Annotated in this window: 17 protein-coding genes and 1 pseudogene; 9 read left to right on the forward strand and 9 right to left on the reverse strand. The window is 31.2% G+C overall.

What is annotated here, in order from left to right:
* The first annotated feature begins 11 nt into the window (after positions 1 to 11).
* A complete protein-coding gene (locus B2X73_RS13310) occupies positions 12 to 1,019 on the forward strand; it encodes an EamA family transporter (protein ID WP_221854523.1) in 1,008 nt (335 codons plus the stop codon).
* A 56-nt stretch (positions 1,020 to 1,075) separates the two neighbouring features.
* Here the strand turns inward: B2X73_RS13310 and B2X73_RS13315 are convergent, their stop codons facing one another.
* The 5 genes from B2X73_RS13315 to B2X73_RS13335 all read right to left on the reverse strand — a co-directional run bounded on the left by B2X73_RS13315 (position 1,076) and on the right by B2X73_RS13335 (position 8,323).
* Positions 1,076 to 2,389 carry an Ig-like domain-containing protein gene (locus tag B2X73_RS13315; RefSeq protein WP_219034404.1) on the reverse strand — a complete coding sequence of 438 codons (1,314 nt, stop codon included), beginning with the start codon at positions 2,387 to 2,389 and terminating at the stop codon, positions 1,076 to 1,078.
* Positions 2,390 to 2,497: 108 nt separating this feature from the next.
* Positions 2,498 to 3,622, reverse strand: a complete 1,125-nt coding sequence (ribB, locus tag B2X73_RS13320; protein WP_291047230.1) for a 3,4-dihydroxy-2-butanone-4-phosphate synthase — start codon at positions 3,620 to 3,622, stop codon at positions 2,498 to 2,500.
* 9 nt (positions 3,623 to 3,631) lie between these two features.
* Complete coding sequence (locus tag B2X73_RS13325; protein ID WP_291047232.1) at positions 3,632 to 5,092, reverse strand: LptF/LptG family permease; 1,461 nt, start codon at positions 5,090 to 5,092, stop codon at positions 3,632 to 3,634.
* A gap of 3 nt (positions 5,093 to 5,095) precedes the next feature.
* Entirely contained in the window at positions 5,096 to 5,725 is a 630-nt protein-coding gene (locus B2X73_RS13330) for a LolA family protein (RefSeq protein WP_221854525.1), read from the reverse strand.
* Between the two features lie 33 nt (positions 5,726 to 5,758).
* A complete protein-coding gene (locus tag B2X73_RS13335) occupies positions 5,759 to 8,323 on the reverse strand; it encodes an FtsK/SpoIIIE family DNA translocase (protein WP_291047234.1) in 2,565 nt (854 codons plus the stop codon).
* 113 nt (positions 8,324 to 8,436) lie between these two features.
* Here B2X73_RS13335 and B2X73_RS13340 point away from each other — a divergent pair, with 113 nt between their 5' ends.
* The 4 genes from B2X73_RS13340 (at position 8,437) to B2X73_RS13355 (ending at position 11,543) form a co-directional block, all read left to right on the forward strand.
* On the forward strand, positions 8,437 to 8,793 hold the full coding sequence (locus B2X73_RS13340) for an SdpI family protein (RefSeq protein ID WP_291096617.1): 357 nt from the start codon (positions 8,437 to 8,439) through the stop codon (positions 8,791 to 8,793).
* Between the two features lie 28 nt (positions 8,794 to 8,821).
* Positions 8,822 to 9,910 carry a DNA polymerase III subunit gamma/tau gene (gene dnaX / locus B2X73_RS13345; protein ID WP_115001827.1) on the forward strand — a complete coding sequence of 363 codons (1,089 nt, stop codon included), beginning with the start codon at positions 8,822 to 8,824 and terminating at the stop codon, positions 9,908 to 9,910.
* 209 nt (positions 9,911 to 10,119) lie between these two features.
* The gene (locus B2X73_RS13350; protein WP_115001825.1) at positions 10,120 to 10,551 is read left to right on the forward strand and encodes a hypothetical protein; all 432 of its coding nucleotides are present in this window, start codon (positions 10,120 to 10,122) and stop codon (positions 10,549 to 10,551) included.
* Positions 10,552 to 10,592: 41 nt separating this feature from the next.
* Positions 10,593 to 11,543, forward strand: a complete 951-nt coding sequence (locus B2X73_RS13355) for an FKBP-type peptidyl-prolyl cis-trans isomerase (protein ID WP_125349774.1) — start codon at positions 10,593 to 10,595, stop codon at positions 11,541 to 11,543.
* A gap of 68 nt (positions 11,544 to 11,611) precedes the next feature.
* On the opposite strand, the gene B2X73_RS13360 is transcribed toward B2X73_RS13355, so the two are convergent.
* The 4 genes from B2X73_RS13360 to B2X73_RS13375 all read right to left on the reverse strand — a co-directional run bounded on the left by B2X73_RS13360 (position 11,612) and on the right by B2X73_RS13375 (position 15,831).
* Positions 11,612 to 12,100 (reverse strand): TlpA family protein disulfide reductase, encoded by a 489-nt coding sequence (locus B2X73_RS13360; protein WP_219034399.1) that lies wholly within the window; start codon positions 12,098 to 12,100, stop codon positions 11,612 to 11,614.
* Positions 12,101 to 12,218: 118 nt separating this feature from the next.
* Positions 12,219 to 14,387, reverse strand: coding sequence for a TonB-dependent siderophore receptor (locus B2X73_RS13365; RefSeq protein WP_286495547.1), 2,169 nt, complete (start codon positions 14,385 to 14,387; stop codon positions 12,219 to 12,221).
* A 134-nt stretch (positions 14,388 to 14,521) separates the two neighbouring features.
* The gene (locus tag B2X73_RS13370) at positions 14,522 to 15,064 is read right to left on the reverse strand and encodes an RsmD family RNA methyltransferase (protein WP_280049619.1); all 543 of its coding nucleotides are present in this window, start codon (positions 15,062 to 15,064) and stop codon (positions 14,522 to 14,524) included.
* Positions 15,040 to 15,831 carry a DUF3822 family protein gene (locus tag B2X73_RS13375; RefSeq protein ID WP_291096620.1) on the reverse strand — a complete coding sequence of 264 codons (792 nt, stop codon included), beginning with the start codon at positions 15,829 to 15,831 and terminating at the stop codon, positions 15,040 to 15,042. The genes B2X73_RS13370 and B2X73_RS13375 overlap by 25 nt, the downstream gene beginning before the upstream one ends.
* A 200-nt stretch (positions 15,832 to 16,031) precedes the next feature.
* Here B2X73_RS13375 and kdsB point away from each other — a divergent pair, with 200 nt between their 5' ends.
* From kdsB to B2X73_RS13395, 4 genes and pseudogenes are all read left to right on the forward strand, one after another.
* The gene (kdsB, locus tag B2X73_RS13380) at positions 16,032 to 16,775 is read left to right on the forward strand and encodes a 3-deoxy-manno-octulosonate cytidylyltransferase (protein ID WP_115002134.1); all 744 of its coding nucleotides are present in this window, start codon (positions 16,032 to 16,034) and stop codon (positions 16,773 to 16,775) included.
* Between the two features lie 144 nt (positions 16,776 to 16,919).
* Entirely contained in the window at positions 16,920 to 17,471 is a 552-nt protein-coding gene (locus B2X73_RS13385; protein WP_038332702.1) for an HNH endonuclease, read from the forward strand.
* A 79-nt stretch (positions 17,472 to 17,550) separates the two neighbouring features.
* Positions 17,551 to 18,219 carry a LolA family protein gene (locus tag B2X73_RS13390; RefSeq protein ID WP_221627915.1) on the forward strand — a complete coding sequence of 223 codons (669 nt, stop codon included), beginning with the start codon at positions 17,551 to 17,553 and terminating at the stop codon, positions 18,217 to 18,219.
* Between the two features lie 108 nt (positions 18,220 to 18,327).
* A pseudogene (locus B2X73_RS13395) lies at positions 18,328 to 18,718 on the forward strand (site-specific recombinase Gcr); the annotation flags it as partial.

Genomic DNA, 18,718 nt, shown 5'->3' on the forward strand with positions numbered 1-18,718 from the left:
ATAGAGATTGAATGAAAGGGAATCAACCAAGTAAGTGGCTGATTATTGCAGCATATTTCGTGGTTTATGTAGTTTGGGGATCAACTTATTTTTTTATAGATAAGGCTTTGCATGGTTTTAGTCCGTTTATTTTGGGTTCGTTTCGCTTTATTGCGGCGAGCACAATGTTGATGGGATATTGTAAGTTGAAAGGTTACAAGCTGTGGGATAAACAAATTGTGAAACAATGTATGTTTACAGGTTTTATGTTGTTGTTTATTGATATGGCTGGGATTATTTGGTCCGAACAATTTTTACCAAGTGGAATTGTTGCAATTATGGCAGCATCGGCAGCAATTTGGTTTATTGTCTTAGATAAACCGAAATGGAAACAAAATTTTTCAAGTATTCCTACGATTTTAGGTGTTTTGTTAGGTTTTGTTGGAGTTCTGATGTTATTCTATGAACAAACAACCACTGTGCACGCAGATGCAGATCAGCAGTTCTTAAATATGATTGGGTTGATTGTTCTGATCTTTTGTTCGATTGCTTGGACGTTAGGTTCTTTGTATTCAAAATATGTAACAGAAAAGCAGAAAAAAGAAGTTACAAAGCCAAAAGAAGATTTGAACATCATGGTCAAAACGGCTTGGCAAATGATTACTGCTGGTGTTTTGTTTAATACAGTTGCAATCTTCAATGGAGAATATGCTAATTTCAATTTTGCGAATGTTGCGATAGAAGATTGGTTGGCAATGGCTTATTTAACAACTTTTGGCTCTATTCTTGCTTTTGGTTCTTACGTTTGGTTGTTGCAATATCGACCAGCTGTGGAAGTTTCTACTTATGCGTATGTAAACCCTATTGTAGCCGTTGCATTGAGTTATTTTTTTACAGATGATGTCGTAACTCATTTGCAAATTTACGGTTTGGCAGTAATTTTGTTCAGTGTTTTATTAATGAACTGGAATCTTTATAAAAACACGAAATTAGTTCAAAAAATTCTGCATTTTGTTTCTCGTAAACATTATGCGCATTAAATATTATGATGATTATTAATAAGAAAGCTTCTCGATTTCGAGAAGCTTTTTTTGTATTATTGAGTTTTAAAATTAATAATTAATTCATTGTTGTCTAATTTTAATGGGTAGCCATCTTCTGATTTGAAACCATTTGAAATTACAAATTCATATTCTTTAGTTGGAGTTAATTCCATAGTTATTACGAATGTAGTGTTATCATTAGAGAAATTGATTTTTGTAAACTTAGGACTATACTCTTTTCCTTTTTTTGAGAATCTTATTGAATATTCTTTTGGATTCATTGGTTTAGAAAATATAATTTTAAATTCTTTGATCGATGAATCTATATTTGTTGAACCATTTTCGAAAGGCTCAATTTTTATGATATAAGGTTGTTTTTTTTCGTATTCTTTTATTAATTGATCTTTATCAAAACCTTCTTCGTAAAAACCAGATTTTCTTAGAAAATTTTCAACTTCTTTTTCATCTTGATAATTCAGTTCAATAATATCTTTTATCGCTTGTTTTTTATTTTTAGCTTGATTGTAATATGATTTACATATTTCATATCCAATAAAATATCCCAGATCAGCAGCTTCACCCTTTTGTCCTCCATTGTATAACCAATTTGAAAAATCATCTATAAACATCTCTTCTTTAAATTGTTTTTTCAAATCATCGAAGTGCTGTTTTCCATAAAAAATATATTGTTTTTCAATTGGTTCTCCTAAAACAAGCTCTGTAATAAAATCGCACGAACCTTCTTTTAGGGTATGGTGTAATAATGAGTTGTTTTCATTTGGTTTTTGTTGTGTGTGTACATATTCATGAATATTTAGTGAAATAATATTATCAAGTGATTGCTTCGCAAAAACATTTTTTAGCCAATCATTTTCAAATTCTGAAACATCTGTTTTTGGAATTCCTGTAGCGATTTCAGAACCAACTAAAACCATATTTTCATATAAAGTTCCACCTGAACGCAAGCCACCAATTGTAAAATACATTTCTCCTTCTTTTAGCTCAGGATATAGTTTTTTTAGTTTTTTTACAGCTTTAGTTAATTCTTTTGTTTTATTTTTTATGGTAAGTGTATTAGGTCTAATAGAATTCCAAAACTTAGGATAATTATCAATAAGTTTAATATAAAGAGTATCATTATAATCTCTTACTTTCATAAAGGATTTTAAACCTTTTGTCCCTTTATCAATGTATAAAGTATTAATGAATTTTATTTTTTGTGAATAATTATTTGTAGTTTGAATACTATCAAAAGCTATCCAGAAATTATCTATATCAGAAGTGTAAATTTTATTAGCTATTGAATTTTGTCCAAATGAAATACTCGTAAGAATAAAAAATATTAAAGCTAAAGTTTTATTTTGCATATTGTGTTTTTATATGAGATGTCAATTTAATCAAAAAGTTACAAAATGATTCAAAAAAAAAAGCAGCTCTTCTCAGAACTGCTTTTGTATATTGTGATGAATTATTTCTTACAATTTAGTACATTTTACAATTTCCAAACCGTATTGCGTCGTATGTGGTTCTTCTAAAGTGCGTGTAATCAAATTCATTTTTTGGATGCCTAAATCTTTGATGATTTGAGAGCCAATTCCGTGATCTTTTTCATCGGCTGGTAAAACACCTGATTTAGATTTTCCTTCAGAAAAACTTTTGAAAATCTCTAATTTTTGTTCAATCAACTCAGAACTTTGAATGTTATTAATAAAAATTACAACACCTTTTTCTTCTTCATTGATGATGTTCATTGTTTTTTCTAACAATGGTGTTTCGCCGTTTTGTAAAGCGCTAAACAAATCATAGTAGCTATTTGTCGATTTTACACGAACTGGAACTACATCATCTTTTGTCCATTTTCCTTTTTTCAAAGCGAAGTGAACTTGATTATTTGTTGTTTGTTGATAAGCGATTAATTCATATTCTCCGAATCTTGTTTTTGCAGGAAATTGCTCGATACGTTTTACCAAGGATTCATTTTCTAATCGGTAAGCAATCAAATCTTCAATCGAAACAATTTTAAGATCAAATTTCTTTGCAATCTCTAACAATTCTGGCAAGCGAGCCATTTCTCCATCTTCTTTCAAGATTTCGACAATACATCCAGCAGGATAATATCCTGCCATGCGTGCCAAATCAACAGCAGCTTCTGTATGTCCCATTCGAACCAAAACTCCACCATCTTTTGCAATTAATGGGAAAATATGTCCTGGTTTTCCTAAATCATCTGGATTTGTATTTTCGTCAATTAAAGCTTGAATAGTTTTAGAACGATCAGAAGCCGAAATTCCTGTCGTACATCCGTGACCTTGTAGATCCACAGAAACCGTAAAATTAGTTTCGTAAATTGCAGTATTGTGCCCAACCATAAGGTCCAAACCTAATGCTTTACATCTTTGTTGTGTAAGTGGTGTACAAACTAATCCGCGTCCGTGCGTAACCATAAAGTTAATAACTTCTGGCGTTGCAAATTCGGCGATACATAGGAAATCTCCTTCATTTTCACGATCTTCATCGTCAACTACAATGATAACTTTTCCTTGTTTTAAATCTTCTAAAGCTTCTTCAATTGTGTTTAATTGAGATGATCTATTTTCCATTGTTTTATGTTATTGATAACGAGAATGCTCCTCGTTTTTGTTTGTTTTCTTAAACTTATTAAAGTATTTTACAATTGGATCAACGTAAATACTGATATCAAATAATCCAGAATCTTGATTGGCTTTGTAACTAAACAAAATAGAGAACGGAAGCGCAATAATATTAGCTGCCCAAGCGGCAAAAGTTGGATCTAATTTTCCGTTTTTCGCCATATTTTCTGCCGAGAAATTAAGAATGAAATAAATAACGAAAATGATAATTGAGATGACAACTGGCATTCCAATTCCTCCTTTTTTTACGATTGCACCTAATGATGATCCAATCAAAAAGAAAATAATACATGTTACTGCATACGAGAAATTTCGTTGGTAATGAATATTTACTTTTGAATATAACTTTTCTCTGTTTACAATTTCTTGTTCAGAAAACGTCATATTTTCTTGATCACGATTTACCATTTGTATAGCTTGATTAAGCACTTGATCTTGTTCTTGACGATTTCGCTCTTTCAAGTCAAAAATCATATTTGTTTTTACCGTATCAATATCTTTTATTTTGATTGAATAGAAATAGTTTTGATTAAACATATTCGTTTTCAAATCTTTGTAATACTTCTTATAATCTGTGTTTAATGAATCGATAAGATGTCTTAAACCTTTTCCGTCCAAATATTTATAAGAGTTTCCTGGGTCTTCGTCTTTACCAGAATTTAAAATATCCGAAATGTCAATATAATAGTTTAATGTATCAAATTTAGTATATTGATTTTCTTGACGTTTGCGTTGATCAAAGTTTTTATTTTTGATATTATCGGTATAAGCAATTCCATCAAAAAGTTCCATTTTTAGATAATGATTATCGTTTTTGTCTGGCGCAAGATTTCCTCTTTTAGAAATAATTGTCATCGTATTTTCACCAAACGGTGCATTTTGATGAACAAAAACATCTTCTAATTTTTCTGAATTTTCACCCGAAACTTTATTTATTTTCATTTGAAATCCTGGAACGGTTTCGATAAAAACGCCTTCTTTCATACTTACCGTTGGTTTGGTTTGTAAGATATTGAAGTACATTGTTCGCGCTTTTTGTTGGGAATAAGGCATTACTTTGTCCCCGAAAAAATACAATCCGACAGACATTAAAGCAACTAACGTAAACAATGGTGCAAGGATTCTGGTAAGTGAAATTCCAGACGCTTTCATTGCAGCTAATTCGTATCGTTCTCCAAAACCTCCCATGGTCATGATAGACCCCAAAAGGATTGTAAGCGGTAATACAAGCTGAATAACGTTAATTCCTAACCAAAAAAGTAATTCGGTAATAGTGTACCATTCTAAACCTTTTCCAACAAATTTTTCCATTTGTTGCCATGCAAATTGCACGATAAAGATGAAAAATAGAACACTAAATATGAAAAAAAATGGACCTAAAAAGGTCTTGATTATATACCAGTCAAGTTTTTTTAACATTGATTATAATTGAGTAATCATATAGCCTTGCGACTTATATTTCTTTTGGTCAAAGTTAAAGTAACTTTTGTGAATAAGTAAATTTTGAACGTAATCTTTTACAATGATTGATGTTGTATCACCATTTTTACCATATTCCTTGTAATCGTAGATTTCATTATTCGCTGTATTGACTCCTAAAACCGAATATTTGATTGTTGAAGTTTTAGTTGGAGTTAATTTTATATACTGAATTGTTTTTCCTCCAACCGTTTTTTTATCTGTTAAAGCGTAGGTGAAATTAGTACGATACGTGTTCAAAACTTTAGTTGGTGTTAAGAAATCATCTGTGTTAGATGCATCAGAAATAGTTACTTCTTTGTCATCTTTTGCAATTGTATATAATTTTGTTCCTGTAAAAATTTGGTTGATATCGCCTACATTCAAGTTAAATTTTTGCTTCATTGCAAAAACTTCTCCCGAACGACTTGTTGATTTTCCATTTGCATTATGGCTAAAATCAAATTTGATGTAATACGAGTTTGCGTTGGTATATTTAGCGTAAACTTTGTCTAAGATTTGTTTTGCTGATTGAGCGTTTAATGTTCCAACCCCTACTAATAAGAGTATGAAAGAATAGATTATCTTTTTCATACAATTTAATTTTCTATCTGTTTTTAATAAATTTTAGTTCAAATTATTCAACAACTGTTCCAAACTCATGTCATCTTGTATCAATACCTGTCTTGCTTTACTTCCTTCGAAAGGACCAACAATTCCAGCAGCTTCCAATTGATCAATTAATCGTCCGGCGCGATTATATCCTAATTTTAATTTTCGTTGTAATAAAGACGCGGAACCTTGTTGATTCATTACAATTAATCGTGCAGCATCTTCAAAAAGTACATCACGATCAGATAAATCAATATCTAAATTAGATCCACCTTCTTCACCAACATATTCTGGTAAATGCATTGCATCTGGATAACCACGTTGTTCACCAATAAATTCGGTGATTTTATCGACTTCTGGTGTATCAACAAACGCACATTGTAAGCGAATTAATTCGTTTCCAGTGGTGTACAACATATCACCTTTACCAATTAATTGATCGGCTCCTTGCGAATCTAAAATCGTTCTCGAATCGATTTTTGACGTTACACGGAAAGCGACACGTCCTGGGAAATTGGCTTTAATTGTTCCTGTAATCACATTTACAGACGGACGTTGAGTTGCAACAATCAAGTGAATACCAACAGCACGAGCCAACTGAGCTAAACGAGCAATCGGTAATTCAACTTCTTTACCAGCTGTCATAATCAAATCTGCAAACTCATCCACGATTAATACAATATATGGTAAGAATCTGTGACCAGCTTCTGGATTTAATTTACGTTGTTTGAACTTCGCGTTATATTCTTTGATATTTCGAACGAAAGCATTTTTCAATAATTCGTAACGATCATCCATTTCAATACAAAGTGAATTTAACGTGTTAATTACTTTTGTATTATCTGTGATAATTGCTTCTTCCGAATCTGGTAATTTTGCTAAATAATGACGCTCGATTTTAGAATATAAAGTAAGCTCAACTTTCTTTGGATCGACCATCACAAATTTTAATTCAGATGGATGTTTTTTATAGATTAACGAAGCGATAATTGCATTCAAACCAACCGATTTACCTTGTCCCGTTGCACCAGCCATCAACAAATGAGGCATTTTTGCTAAATCGGCAACAAAGGTTTCGTTCGTAATTGTTTTCCCGAAAGCAATTGGCAATTCCATATCAGCATTTTGGAACTTTTGCGAAGCAATTACCGAATGCATGGAAACCATCGAAGGATTAGAATTTGGAACCTCAATACCAATTGTTCCTTTTCCAGGAATCGGCGCAATAATACGAATACCAAGCGCAGCCAAACTTAAGGCAATATCGTCCTCAAGATTTTTGATTTTAGAAATACGAACACCAGCTTTTGGTACAATTTCGTACAATGTAACTGTAGGACCGATTGTTGCAGAAATTTCATCGATTCCGATTCCATAGTTTCCTAAGGTTTCGACAATTCTATTTTTGTTCGTTTCTAATTCTTTTTGATCAATTAAGGTATTTCCGTTGTCATATTTTTTTAACAATGAAATAGGAGGAAATTGATAATTTGGTAAATCTAAACGTTGATTGTATTCACCTTGCTCTTGTACCAATCGAGCAGAAGTCGCTTCAAATTCTTCTTCTTCATCAACGTGTTGAACTTTTAATTCTAATCCATTTTCAGAAGAGTTTTGAGTTGGTTGAATTTCTGTTTCTAAATTTTCTTCATCATTAATTGATAAAAAATCTACTTGATTATTTTCTTCCTCATCATCTGCCAAATCTTCAACCACTAATTCTGTAATATTAAGTGGAGTTTCTTCGATTGTTTCTTCCTCTTTTGGTTGATTAATTTTAAATTCTTGATGAAATGCTTCGTTTGGATTTACTTTATGAGATTGAATTGCTTCTTTCTCTTGTTGTTCTATCAATTCTAATTCTTGCGATAAACTATCTTCTTGTTGCTTTTCAGCATCTTGATTGAATTTATTTATCTTTTCTTGTTCTTCTTTTTCCTTACGTTTTCTTAATTCAAGCTGTTCTCTCTTGATTTTTTCTTGCTCTTTTTCTATGCGCTCAATTTCTTTTTGTTTCGCACGTTCTTCCATTTTTTCTTGGATAGATTGATACGTCATTCGGAAATGAATGACACAATAAATCAATAAACTAACGAAAAGCAATAAAATTACACCCCATTTACCAATAAAGCTATTTAGGAAATCATTAATTTCAAATCCCATTACGCCAGAAAACATGTGTTGAGTTGGTAAAATACAACCAAAAAATATTGGCAACCAAATCATGAAGAAAATGCTTTGATAAAGCGTTGTGAAAGGCTTAATTTTTTTCCAATTTGTAGCAACTTTAACTCCTAAGAGAATAAAGAAGACTGGGACAAAAAATGAAACAATTCCGATTCCTTGCAAAATGAATGTTTCACCTAATAATGCGCCAAACTTCCCGAAAATATTTTCGGCGGTTTGACTTTTATCTAATAAATCAGAGATTTGGCTCTGATCCATAAAACCATTAAAAAAATAAGAAATAAACGAAGCTAATAGTAATAAACCGATTACTAAAAACAGTATACCTATAATTGTTTTGACGATTTGTTTTTTAGGAGTTTTTGGTGTTTCCTGTGTGTTTTTTATAGCCATTTTAAGGTTGAGTATAATTGAAGCAAAAATAATAAATCTAAAAGTACGAATCTAACGAAAAGTATTTAATTTTATATAAAATGATAAAGACTAAGATGATTTAATTTTTTTTTATGATGAATACAGAAAGCCCTTTTTTTATTTTATCCTTATTATTTGATCTAATATTTATAATTATGGGAATTGTACAATTAATTTTTCCTGCAAAAAATATTAATCCATTATATGGTTATAGGTCAAACTTATCAATGAAAAATATTGAGAATTGGAATTTTGCACAAAAATATTCCAGAAAAATTATGTTTTATTTTGGAGTAATTTTTTTATTAATTGCCTTATCAGGACTTTTATTTGAAATAAATTACATCTTTGCTTCAATTATTTCACTAGGTTGTATGACTACCTTTTGTTTTTTAACATTCGTTTTGACAGAAAAAAAATTAAAAAAAATGAATAGATTTAATTCTTAAAATTATAACCATTATATTTGCCAATAGTATGGAAAATTTTGTTGTTTCAGCCAGAAAATATCGCCCGTTAAATTTTGAAGATGTAGTTGGACAAGCGTCTATTACAAATACTTTGGAGCAAGCGATAAAGTCAAATCAATTGCCACAAGCTCTTTTATTTTGTGGACCAAGAGGTGTTGGAAAAACAACATGTGCTCGAATTTTAGCACGTAAAATCAACGAAGAAAATGGAGTAGAAGGCGATCAAGATTTTGCTTTCAATATTTTTGAGTTGGATGCGGCATCTAATAATTCGGTTGATGATATCAGAAATTTAATCGATCAAGTACGTATTGTTCCTCAAATTGGGAAATATCGTGTCTACATTATTGATGAGGTTCATATGTTGTCAACAGCTGCTTTCAATGCGTTTCTGAAAACCTTAGAAGAGCCACCAGCGCACGCTATTTTCATTTTGGCAACTACAGAAAAACATAAAATTATTCCTACTATTCTTTCTCGTTGTCAGATTTATGATTTCAAACGAATTGGAGTTGAAGACATCAAAGGGCATTTGAAAAATGTTGCTGAAAAAGAACAAGTAACTTTTGAAGATGATGCATTGCATTTGATTGCTCAAAAAGCAGATGGTGCGTTACGCGATTCTTTATCAATCTTTGATAGAATGTCAACTTTTACCAATAAAAATTTGACCTATTCTTCAGTAGCAGAAAACTTGAATGTATTAGATTACGATTATTACTTCAAGATGACAGACGCGTGTTTGGAAAATGATATTCCGCAAGCGATGTTGCAATTGAATGATATTTTGAACAAAGGTTTTGATGCACATTTATTTATTTGCGGTTTGGGCGCTCATTTCCGAGATTTATTGATGGCGAAAACAGCTAATACAGTAAGTTTGTTGGAAGTTGGTGAGCGTATAAAAGCAAAATATTTGGAGCATGCACAAAAATGTTCAGCAACGTTTTTATTTGGAGCAATTGAAATTTGTAATGAGGCCGATTTAAACTACAAATCGAGTAAGAATCCTCGTTTAACAGTTGAAATTGCATTGATGCAATTGGCTTCGTTAACGGCAGAAGAAAACGGGCTTAAAAAAAAAAGTATAGGATAGTTCCGCCAACGTTTTATTTTTCTGAACAACAAACTTCTAAAATTGAAGTTCTTCAAATTCAGCAAAATAATTCTATTCCTCAAAATGGACAAACTTCACAACAGGTAAATACGCAACACGTTAAAACTTCGATTTCAGAAGAAGTCAAAGAATATACGCGTGCTTCAAAACCGATTAGAACAAATGGTAATTCGTCGTTTAGTCTTAAGATGGCTTTGCCTGGAGCAAAAGTAGAAGAACATCAAGAGGAGATTTTACGAAATGATTTGCCTCGAGAAAAGTTTACATTGGATCAAGTAAAAGAAGGCTGGAAAAGATTTTTGGATCGATTAAAAATCGAACATAATATTCCGTCCTATAATGCTTTGATGACAACTGAACTTGGCTTGGAAGGTGATGAAATTATTTTCGAATTTACTTCTCATTCATCGGAACAAGAATTTGAGGAATACCGTGATCGAATCAGAAATAGTTTGAGAGCATTCCTTAAGAATCACTATTTTAGTATTCAAATTAAGTTTTCTGAGAAGGAAGCAACGAATCATATCTTATCAAACAAAGAAAAATTTGAGAAATTATCAGATAAAAACCCGATTTTGTTAAAATTAAAAGAAGAATTTGGTTTAGATTTGTATGATTAATGAAAGTTTCTTATTAAACTTGCAATAAATTTTTATAAATAATGAAAAAAGTTCTTTTAGGGATTTTTGTTGTTGCGTCGTTAGTGTCTTGTAACAAAGGAAAATCTGTAGACAAATTAGAAAGCGAAGATCAAAAAGCTTCTTATGCTTTCGGAACTGGTCTTGGTGAGCAAATCAAAGGTCTTGGAGGACGTTTAGTTGAAACTGATAGTATCAACTACGATCAATTAGAAAAAGGGATCCGCGATTACTTAAAAGCAGGTAAAGAAGGTAGAGAATCTTACGCGATTGGTCAACAAGTTGGTCAGCAAATTGAGACGGTTATTAACCAACAACAATTAGATCAAATGGACAAGGATATTATTGTTCAAGGGATTATGGATGTTGTACGTCACAAAAAATTGTTGATTACACAAGAAGCGGGAATGGGAATTTTAGATACGTATGCAAAAAATCACCAACAAAACTTGGTTAAGAAAAATGCAGACGAGTCTAAAAAATTAGTAGACGAGAAGAAAAAAACTTCTGGTGCTAAAACAACTGCTTCTGGATTAGTTTATGTTGTAGAAAAAGAAGGAACAGGTGCTAAACCAAACATTAATAGTATTGTTAAAGTAAAATATACTGGTAAAATTTTAGCTACTGGTAAAACTTTTGACAGTACAGATAAAAACCCTGAAGCTAAAGGAGGTGTAGAATTTCCTTTGAACCAAGTTATTCCAGGATGGTCAGAAGGTTTACAATTAATGTCTAAAGGATCTAAATACAAATTCTATATTCCAGCTAACTTAGGTTACGGTGAAATGGGAGCTCCTGGAGGACAAATTGGACCAAACCAAGCATTAGAGTTCGAAGTAGAATTAGTAGACTTTAAAGAAGGTCAACCAGCGCCACAAGGTCAACCAGGTGCGCAAGGAGGACAAGGTTTATCTGAAGAGCAAATTAAAGAATTACAAAAACAATTCGAAGCTCAAGCACAACAAGGTAAATAATCATCGATTAGATATAACAAAAAAATCCACTCAATTGAGTGGATTTTTTTTATGGATTAATTTTTAAATTATTTCAAATATTTAAAAATTTGATTTGCTTCTACAGAACCTTTTTTGATTGTAACAAGATTTTTATCCTTGTCGAATAAATAAAATGTAGGAATAGAAGTTGGTTGAAAAATTGGACCAAATTCGTAATTAGAATCATATAATAATTCTACATTTTTATTGTTTACAAAATTAGATGCGTGCTCTTTTAGGAAAGGGATAGCGTCTTTTGCTTCGTATTCAGAAACCAAAATAATCTGAGTGTTTTTTAAATGTTCTTCGTAATTATTGCTAAAATGATTCAAGGCTAATTGGCAGTGAATACATGTTGGCGAATATAAAACGATTAACGTTTGTTTTCCTTTTTTGATATCTTTTGAACTGAAAATTCCTTCGGATTGCATTTTTACAAAAGAAAATTCTGGAATAGATTTTAGCGTATTTTCTGTTTGTGCAAATGTAAAAATCGAACAAAAGAATATCAATAAAGCAGTAATTTTTGTTTTCATGTTTTAAGAAAAATTTTGACGAAAGTTAGTCAATTCTATCCAAAATAAAAACGACAGTTTATAAAACTGTCGTTTTCCTATTAAATAAATGCTAAAAATATGTTTAACTCTGAGAAAATTAGAATTTGAAATTTACTTGTGCAGCCATATTAAATGGATCGATTTGGTTGATGTAACCTCCACGGAAGTAAGAATTGTATCCTAACTGATCTGTAATGTTATTAAAGAATAAACGGAAGTCAAATCTTTTCATAGAATATCCAACTTGCGCATTTAATGTATAATAATCTGGCAATAAGAAAGGTTTGCTTCCTCCGTAGAAATTACCATGAGCATCACGATCTAAACTTTGTTCGTTAGATGGTCTTGAACCTACGTAGTAAACACCAGCAGAAACAGTGAAACCATTCAAGAAATTATTTTCAATAAATTTATATTGAACCCAAGCATTTGCTGTATTGTAAGGCGCATTAGATGGTCTTGAATCTTCTACATATTGAGGAGAATCGTGGTAACCAGCATCTAAGTATGCATATCCTAACATAACTTGTAAGTTTGGTAATGGACGACCAGCAACTTCAAACTCGATACCTTTACGTCTCAAATTACCAGCTTTTTCGTATAAACCAGTTGCTGTTTGATTTTCGTATGTTTCGAATGTTAAGTTATCGTTGTTCATGTTGAAGTAAACTACGTTTGCACGTAAACGGTCGTTGAACCATTGTGTTTTAACACCAACTTCTACTTGATCTGTAACAGAAGGTCCAGCTTTGCTTCCATCAGTCATAATGTTTAAAGCAGAGCGTAAACTTGTGTTTGTTGCATAAGTAATGTAAGCATTTACATTTCTCCAAGGAGAAACAACTAAACCAACAACAGGATCTACAACACCATCGTGGTTATCGATTAAATAGCTATAACGTAAACCTCCAACAAATGTGATTAAATCTTTATAAGAGAAATGATGTTGTGTCATAAATCCGTAAGAATAACCTCTTGATAGATTTGTTTTGTCTTTGTTCCAAGCTAATTTAGCTTCTTGCTCAGGAGTTAAGTTGATCGAATGGTTAATATCTTTGAAAACATCAATTTGATCAATAGTTCCGATACCATCTGCAGTTCTTGTTTCTAAACGGTTGATTGTATAATCATATCCAGCTTGCCAATTCCATTTGAAATCACCAAATCTCATATCTTTACCAATCAAGTCAATTTGTAAAGTCGAGTTTCTATCATCTCTAAAAGAACGACCTAATCCACGATTACGAATGTTATATTCTGTACTTCCTTTTGGTGAAGCTAACGTTGCTCCTAATTGGTCACTGTTGTAGAAGTTACTAAAGTAAGCAACTCTAGCACTAATATTATTTGTTAACTGTCTTGTAATACGAGCAGCGTAAGAATAGTTTTTGATTTCGGTATTATCGATATCATATCCCATAAATTTATCACCGATATCGTATAAAGCTTCAGTAAAATTATCTCCTAAATTGATAGTTCCACGATCTGGCGTTTTATCTCCTTTGTAATAATCAAACTCAGCAACAAATTCAGTTTTATCATCAATTTTCCAAGCCATAGATGGATTTACATAGAAAGAATTACTGTTAATAACATCTCTATAACTATCTCCATTGTTATATGAACCTGTTAAACGGAAAGCTAAATTTTTATCTTCTGTAACTGTTCGTTGAATATCATATGTAGAACGGAAAGTATTCCAGCTTCCATATTGAGCAGAAATATGTCCTTGGTTGATGTAACGTGGCGTTTTTGTTGTAACGTTAATTACACCTCCAGCAGAACCTAATCCATTTCCAATTCCTTGTGTAACCGCAGCAGAACCACGAATAACTTGAATAGATTCTACACCAGCCATATCAATAACAGCAGATCCTGTACGGAAATCAGAGTCCATACGAACACCATTTTTTAAGACAGGAACTCCTCTATATCCACGAATAGACATCGACTCGCGAATACCTCCATAATTTCCAAATAACGTAACACCTGGTACATTACGAGTAGCATCTGTAATTGTTTGTGCACCTTGTTCTTCAATTAACTTTTCAGAAATAATTGAAATAGATTGAACTTGATTTTGAGGATTTGCAGGAAAACGTGTAATTGTTTCTAAACCTCTTTGATTCTTGTTACGATCTCCAAAAATTTCAACTTCTTGTAGATTGCTAATTGAATCTTTTTTCTCTTTCGTTGTTTCTTGAGCAAATGCCGTAGAAAAACTAAGCAGAGTAATTGACGCAAGTAGAAGATTATTTCGTTTCATATGTTATATATATTTATTCTAAATAAAATTAATAGTGCAAATTTAATTAGACTTAGTATAAATAAAAAAAAGAAATCGACTGATAGATATCATCTATCAGTCGATTTTGTTAAATATTTTAAGAAAATGGATGTTTACTCGAAAAAAGAGAAGTGTACGTTTCCGTATTTTTTGTGTTGTACAAAGTTTGGATGCTCTTCAAAAGAAATGCTTGATGGGTGTTCTAAAACAAAATTTCCACCTTCTTCTAACCATTGATTATCGATAACCAAATTTGGGATTTTTTTGTAAGTTTCTACATCCAAATCGTAAGGAGGATCAGCAAAAATAATATCAAACTTTTTGATTGGTTGCTTGTCCAAATATTTAATGACATCACTTTTTACAGTAGAAATAATATCATCTAATTTTAATTGTTTCGCTGTTTCGTCCAAAAATTTTACACAACCGTAGAAATTATCAACCGAAGTTACTTTTTTTGCTCCACGTGAAGCAAATTCTAATGAAATACTTCCAATTCCAGAGAATAAATCTAAAACGGTAATTTCGTCGAAATACCATTCGTTGTTTAAGATATTAAATAAAGCTTCTTTCGCGAAGTCTGTTGTTGGGCGCACCGGCAAGTTGGTTGGTGCTGTGATTCTTTTTCCTTTTAATGTTCCTGAAATGATTCGCATTCGAATAATTTATATAATGTAAAATATTGCCCAAGTTGTTTGTCTGCTTCGTTAAACGAAATATGACGCACATATTTTTGTAAAGTTTCGTAAAAATCTGGCGAATTTAAGATATCGCCAAAAGCATACAATGAAACGGTATTTGGACTAATATTTAATTGATTTAATGTATACAAAATGTAAAACAAAAAGTCTTCTTTCGTTTTTGTTTCAAATAGATTATAAAAAATAAATTCTCCATTGCTCAACACGCAAACTTCTAATTTTTGATGCATTAAATTGATATAAATTTCATCGTTTTTAGAATTAATCATTCCATAATCTACCAAGAATTTGCCCGAATGATACAAACGCACATTTTGCAAATTCGGTAATGAAAGCAAAATATCTTTTAGTGGATAATGAATATTGTAGATAATTGATGCATCTACATTTTCCAAAGGACAATCGATCGCTAATTTTACAGGACTATAGTTAGAAAGTGATAACAATTCCTCAAAAGGTTTGTGCGCAAAGTGATTTGGAACAACATTTACAGTTGTCGACAAAAAACAAATATGCACATAATCATATTCTTGTAGCAAAGTCAAATTAGAACGCAATTCATGTTCAATCTCAATTTCCGTTTTGTTAAGATTTGTAAAATCTACCGAATAGTCATACACATCCGAGTACGAAGTCGTTTCTCCGTCGGTTGTTTTGGTAATATAACTAAGCATATCGTGAGATAGTAAAATCGCTAACGAATGTTGAGTTGTTTTTGACATAAATTTTTCTTTATCCTTGAATTTTTAACTCGTTGATTAAGATATATATTAATCCTAATGAAATCAAAAATAACAAAATTTTGAAAGCAATCTTCATACAGAAAATTTATTTTAGCAAAGATACTATAATTATTTTGTTGATTAAAGAAGCATTTCAGCCGAATCTATTTTAAATTTACAGAAATTTGAAATTAAAAATTGTGAAAAAAATAGCCGTAATTCCAGCTCGTTATGCAGCAACACGTTTTCCAGGTAAATTGATGCAACAATTGGGCGATAAAACTGTGATAAGAATGACGTACGAAAATGTTGTCGCTACTAATTTGTTTGACGATGTTTTTGTGGTGACAGATTCTGATTTAATTTTTGATGAAATTGTTTCGCACAACGGAAAAGCAATCATGAGTATCAAAGATCACGAAACAGGAAGTGATAGAATTGCTGAAGCTATACAAGATATAGAATGTGATATTATCTTGAATGTACAAGGAGATGAACCATTTGTGAACGAAAAAGCTTTAGCAGATATTTTATCCTCTTTTGATGGAGAATTGGGAAAAACTGTAGATGTGGCGACTTTAAAAGAATCCATTACAAAGGAAGAAGATATTAACAATCCTAATTTTGTAAAAGTGGTCACTGATATTAACGATTTTGCACTTTATTTTTCGCGTTCAGCAATTCCATTTGCACGTGAAACTAATTTTACACCAAATTATTTTCGTCATTTAGGGATTTATGCGTTTAGAAAAGAAGCTTTGTTGAAGTTTTCAACACTTGAAATGCGTCAAAATGAGCGTGCAGAAAAATTAGAACAATTGCGTTATTTGGAATACGGAATGAAGATTAAAGTGATTGAAACCGAATCGATAGGAGTAGGAATTGATACACCAGAAGATTTAGAGCGTGCAAAAAAGTACTTATCCACTATTGTTAAAAAATAATCTTTAAACTTTTTATGATTTATATTTGCCCTAAAATCAGCTATACTTGACGTGGAAATGAAATAATTAAGTTAATTAATACTTAAAAAATTATTTCGGTATGAATGTTGTTGTAAAATGGAGTAAATAAGTAAAATAGTGATTATGAGTGATTCATGGAAAGAATACGAAGCAGAAGGATTAATTGAAAAAAGATCCTTTTTAGTTTCAAAAGATGGTCTTGTAAAAAAATTATACACAGGACAAGATAAATACAAAATCTTAGAAGGAGCGATTAACAATGGTTATCGTGCGATTTGGGTAACAAAAGCAGACGGAAAACGTACAGCTAAATATGTACATAAAATGGTTGCCGAAACTTTTTTACCAAATAAAGACAATAAAGAATATGTAGTGCATTTGGATCATAACAAATTAAACAACGCAATGGATAATTTGAAATGGGCAACATTGGACGAATGGAAAGAGCACAACAAGGATTTATTTAGAATGATGAAAGGACGTTCTCGTTTAGACAGTATTCCAAATAGTAAGTTGACAGAAGCACAAGTTATTCGTCTGAAAAAGAAATTAATTGATCCAAATAGAAAAACAAAAATTTCTACACTAGCAAAACAATTTAATATTTCTCAAGGTCAGGTTTACCGTATTTTAAGAGGTGAAAATTGGGCTCATATAGAAGTTAAAAAAGACTAAAAGACAATATTTCTTTACAGAACTTTAAATTAGTTTTTATATCTTGTTCGAAAGATTGTTAAAAATTAAAAAAGTTCTTATGTCGAAATTGACGTTTAGCGCGCTTATGATTTCATTATTTTCTGTGACTACATTTGCACAAAATGCAGAGAAAATAATCGAAACTCATATTCAAAAAACAGGAGGTGAAGCAGCTTGGAATAATTTGAACAGTATTATCCTAAAAGGAGAAGCCATTATAAATGTTGGAGATTCTTATCCAATGATTGTTTATCATCAACGCCCTTACAACAAAAAAGTAGTGTTTGTGATGAATGGAAAAGAAATCTTGAACGAAGGATATGATGGTAGAATGGGATGGACATACAGTGAAGTTGCTAAGAAAAATGTAGCTGTAAAAGATTATAAACCAGACTCTTTTGATTCGGATATTTTGAAATATAAACAAAAAGGATTTAAAGTAAAATACTTAGGTGTAGATAAATACGATCAAAATAATAGCTGTTACAAAATAGAATTAACAAAAAATACAAATTCTACAATATATTGTTTTGATAAAAATTCGTACGAAATTGTAATGGAAAAAAATAAAGACGAAACACTTTATTACTCTAATTTCAAGACGTATAACGGATTATCTTTTGCCACAAAAGTGGTAGGAAAACCAGTTGATGGAGGAGAATATGTGATAAAATTTAATGACATAAAAATCAACCCAGCAATAGATAAGAAAAATTTTAAATTCTAAATATATAAAAAGTGGTTCATCAAGAATCACTTTTTTATTTCTGTTGATTTATACTGCTTAGGTAGTATAAGTTTTTTACTTTTGTACTCTGAATGAAGAAATTAAAATATGGCTTTAGACTCTATATTTGATCAAAATAAAAAATACGAGAAGAGCTTTTTTCTAAGATTATTAGAGAAAGCAAGAAAAGATTATCCAGATTCAATTTCTTTTATAGATGATCTAATTTCTAAACTTCAAAATAACCCTACATATCGATTAATTTTTCGCGAAAAACTTCAAAATACATTCGGGAAAATCAATTTCGTTAGCTATTTAGTAGATAGTGGAATTCATCTGGAAGATAATTTATTATCCATTTTTCGAAAGAAAATAATGGATTCTCTTTTACCAGATATCGAAGATAATAATGAATTAACTTCTGTGGTAAATGAGATTTTTTATAATTCGAAAAACTTATCAGGAATCCGAATTATTCCAAGAGATCGTTGGCGAAAAT

Origin of the sequence: Empedobacter sp. UBA7252, from assembly GCF_002472765.1 — a bacterium.
GTDB lineage: Bacteria > Bacteroidota > Bacteroidia > Flavobacteriales > Weeksellaceae > Empedobacter > Empedobacter falsenii_B.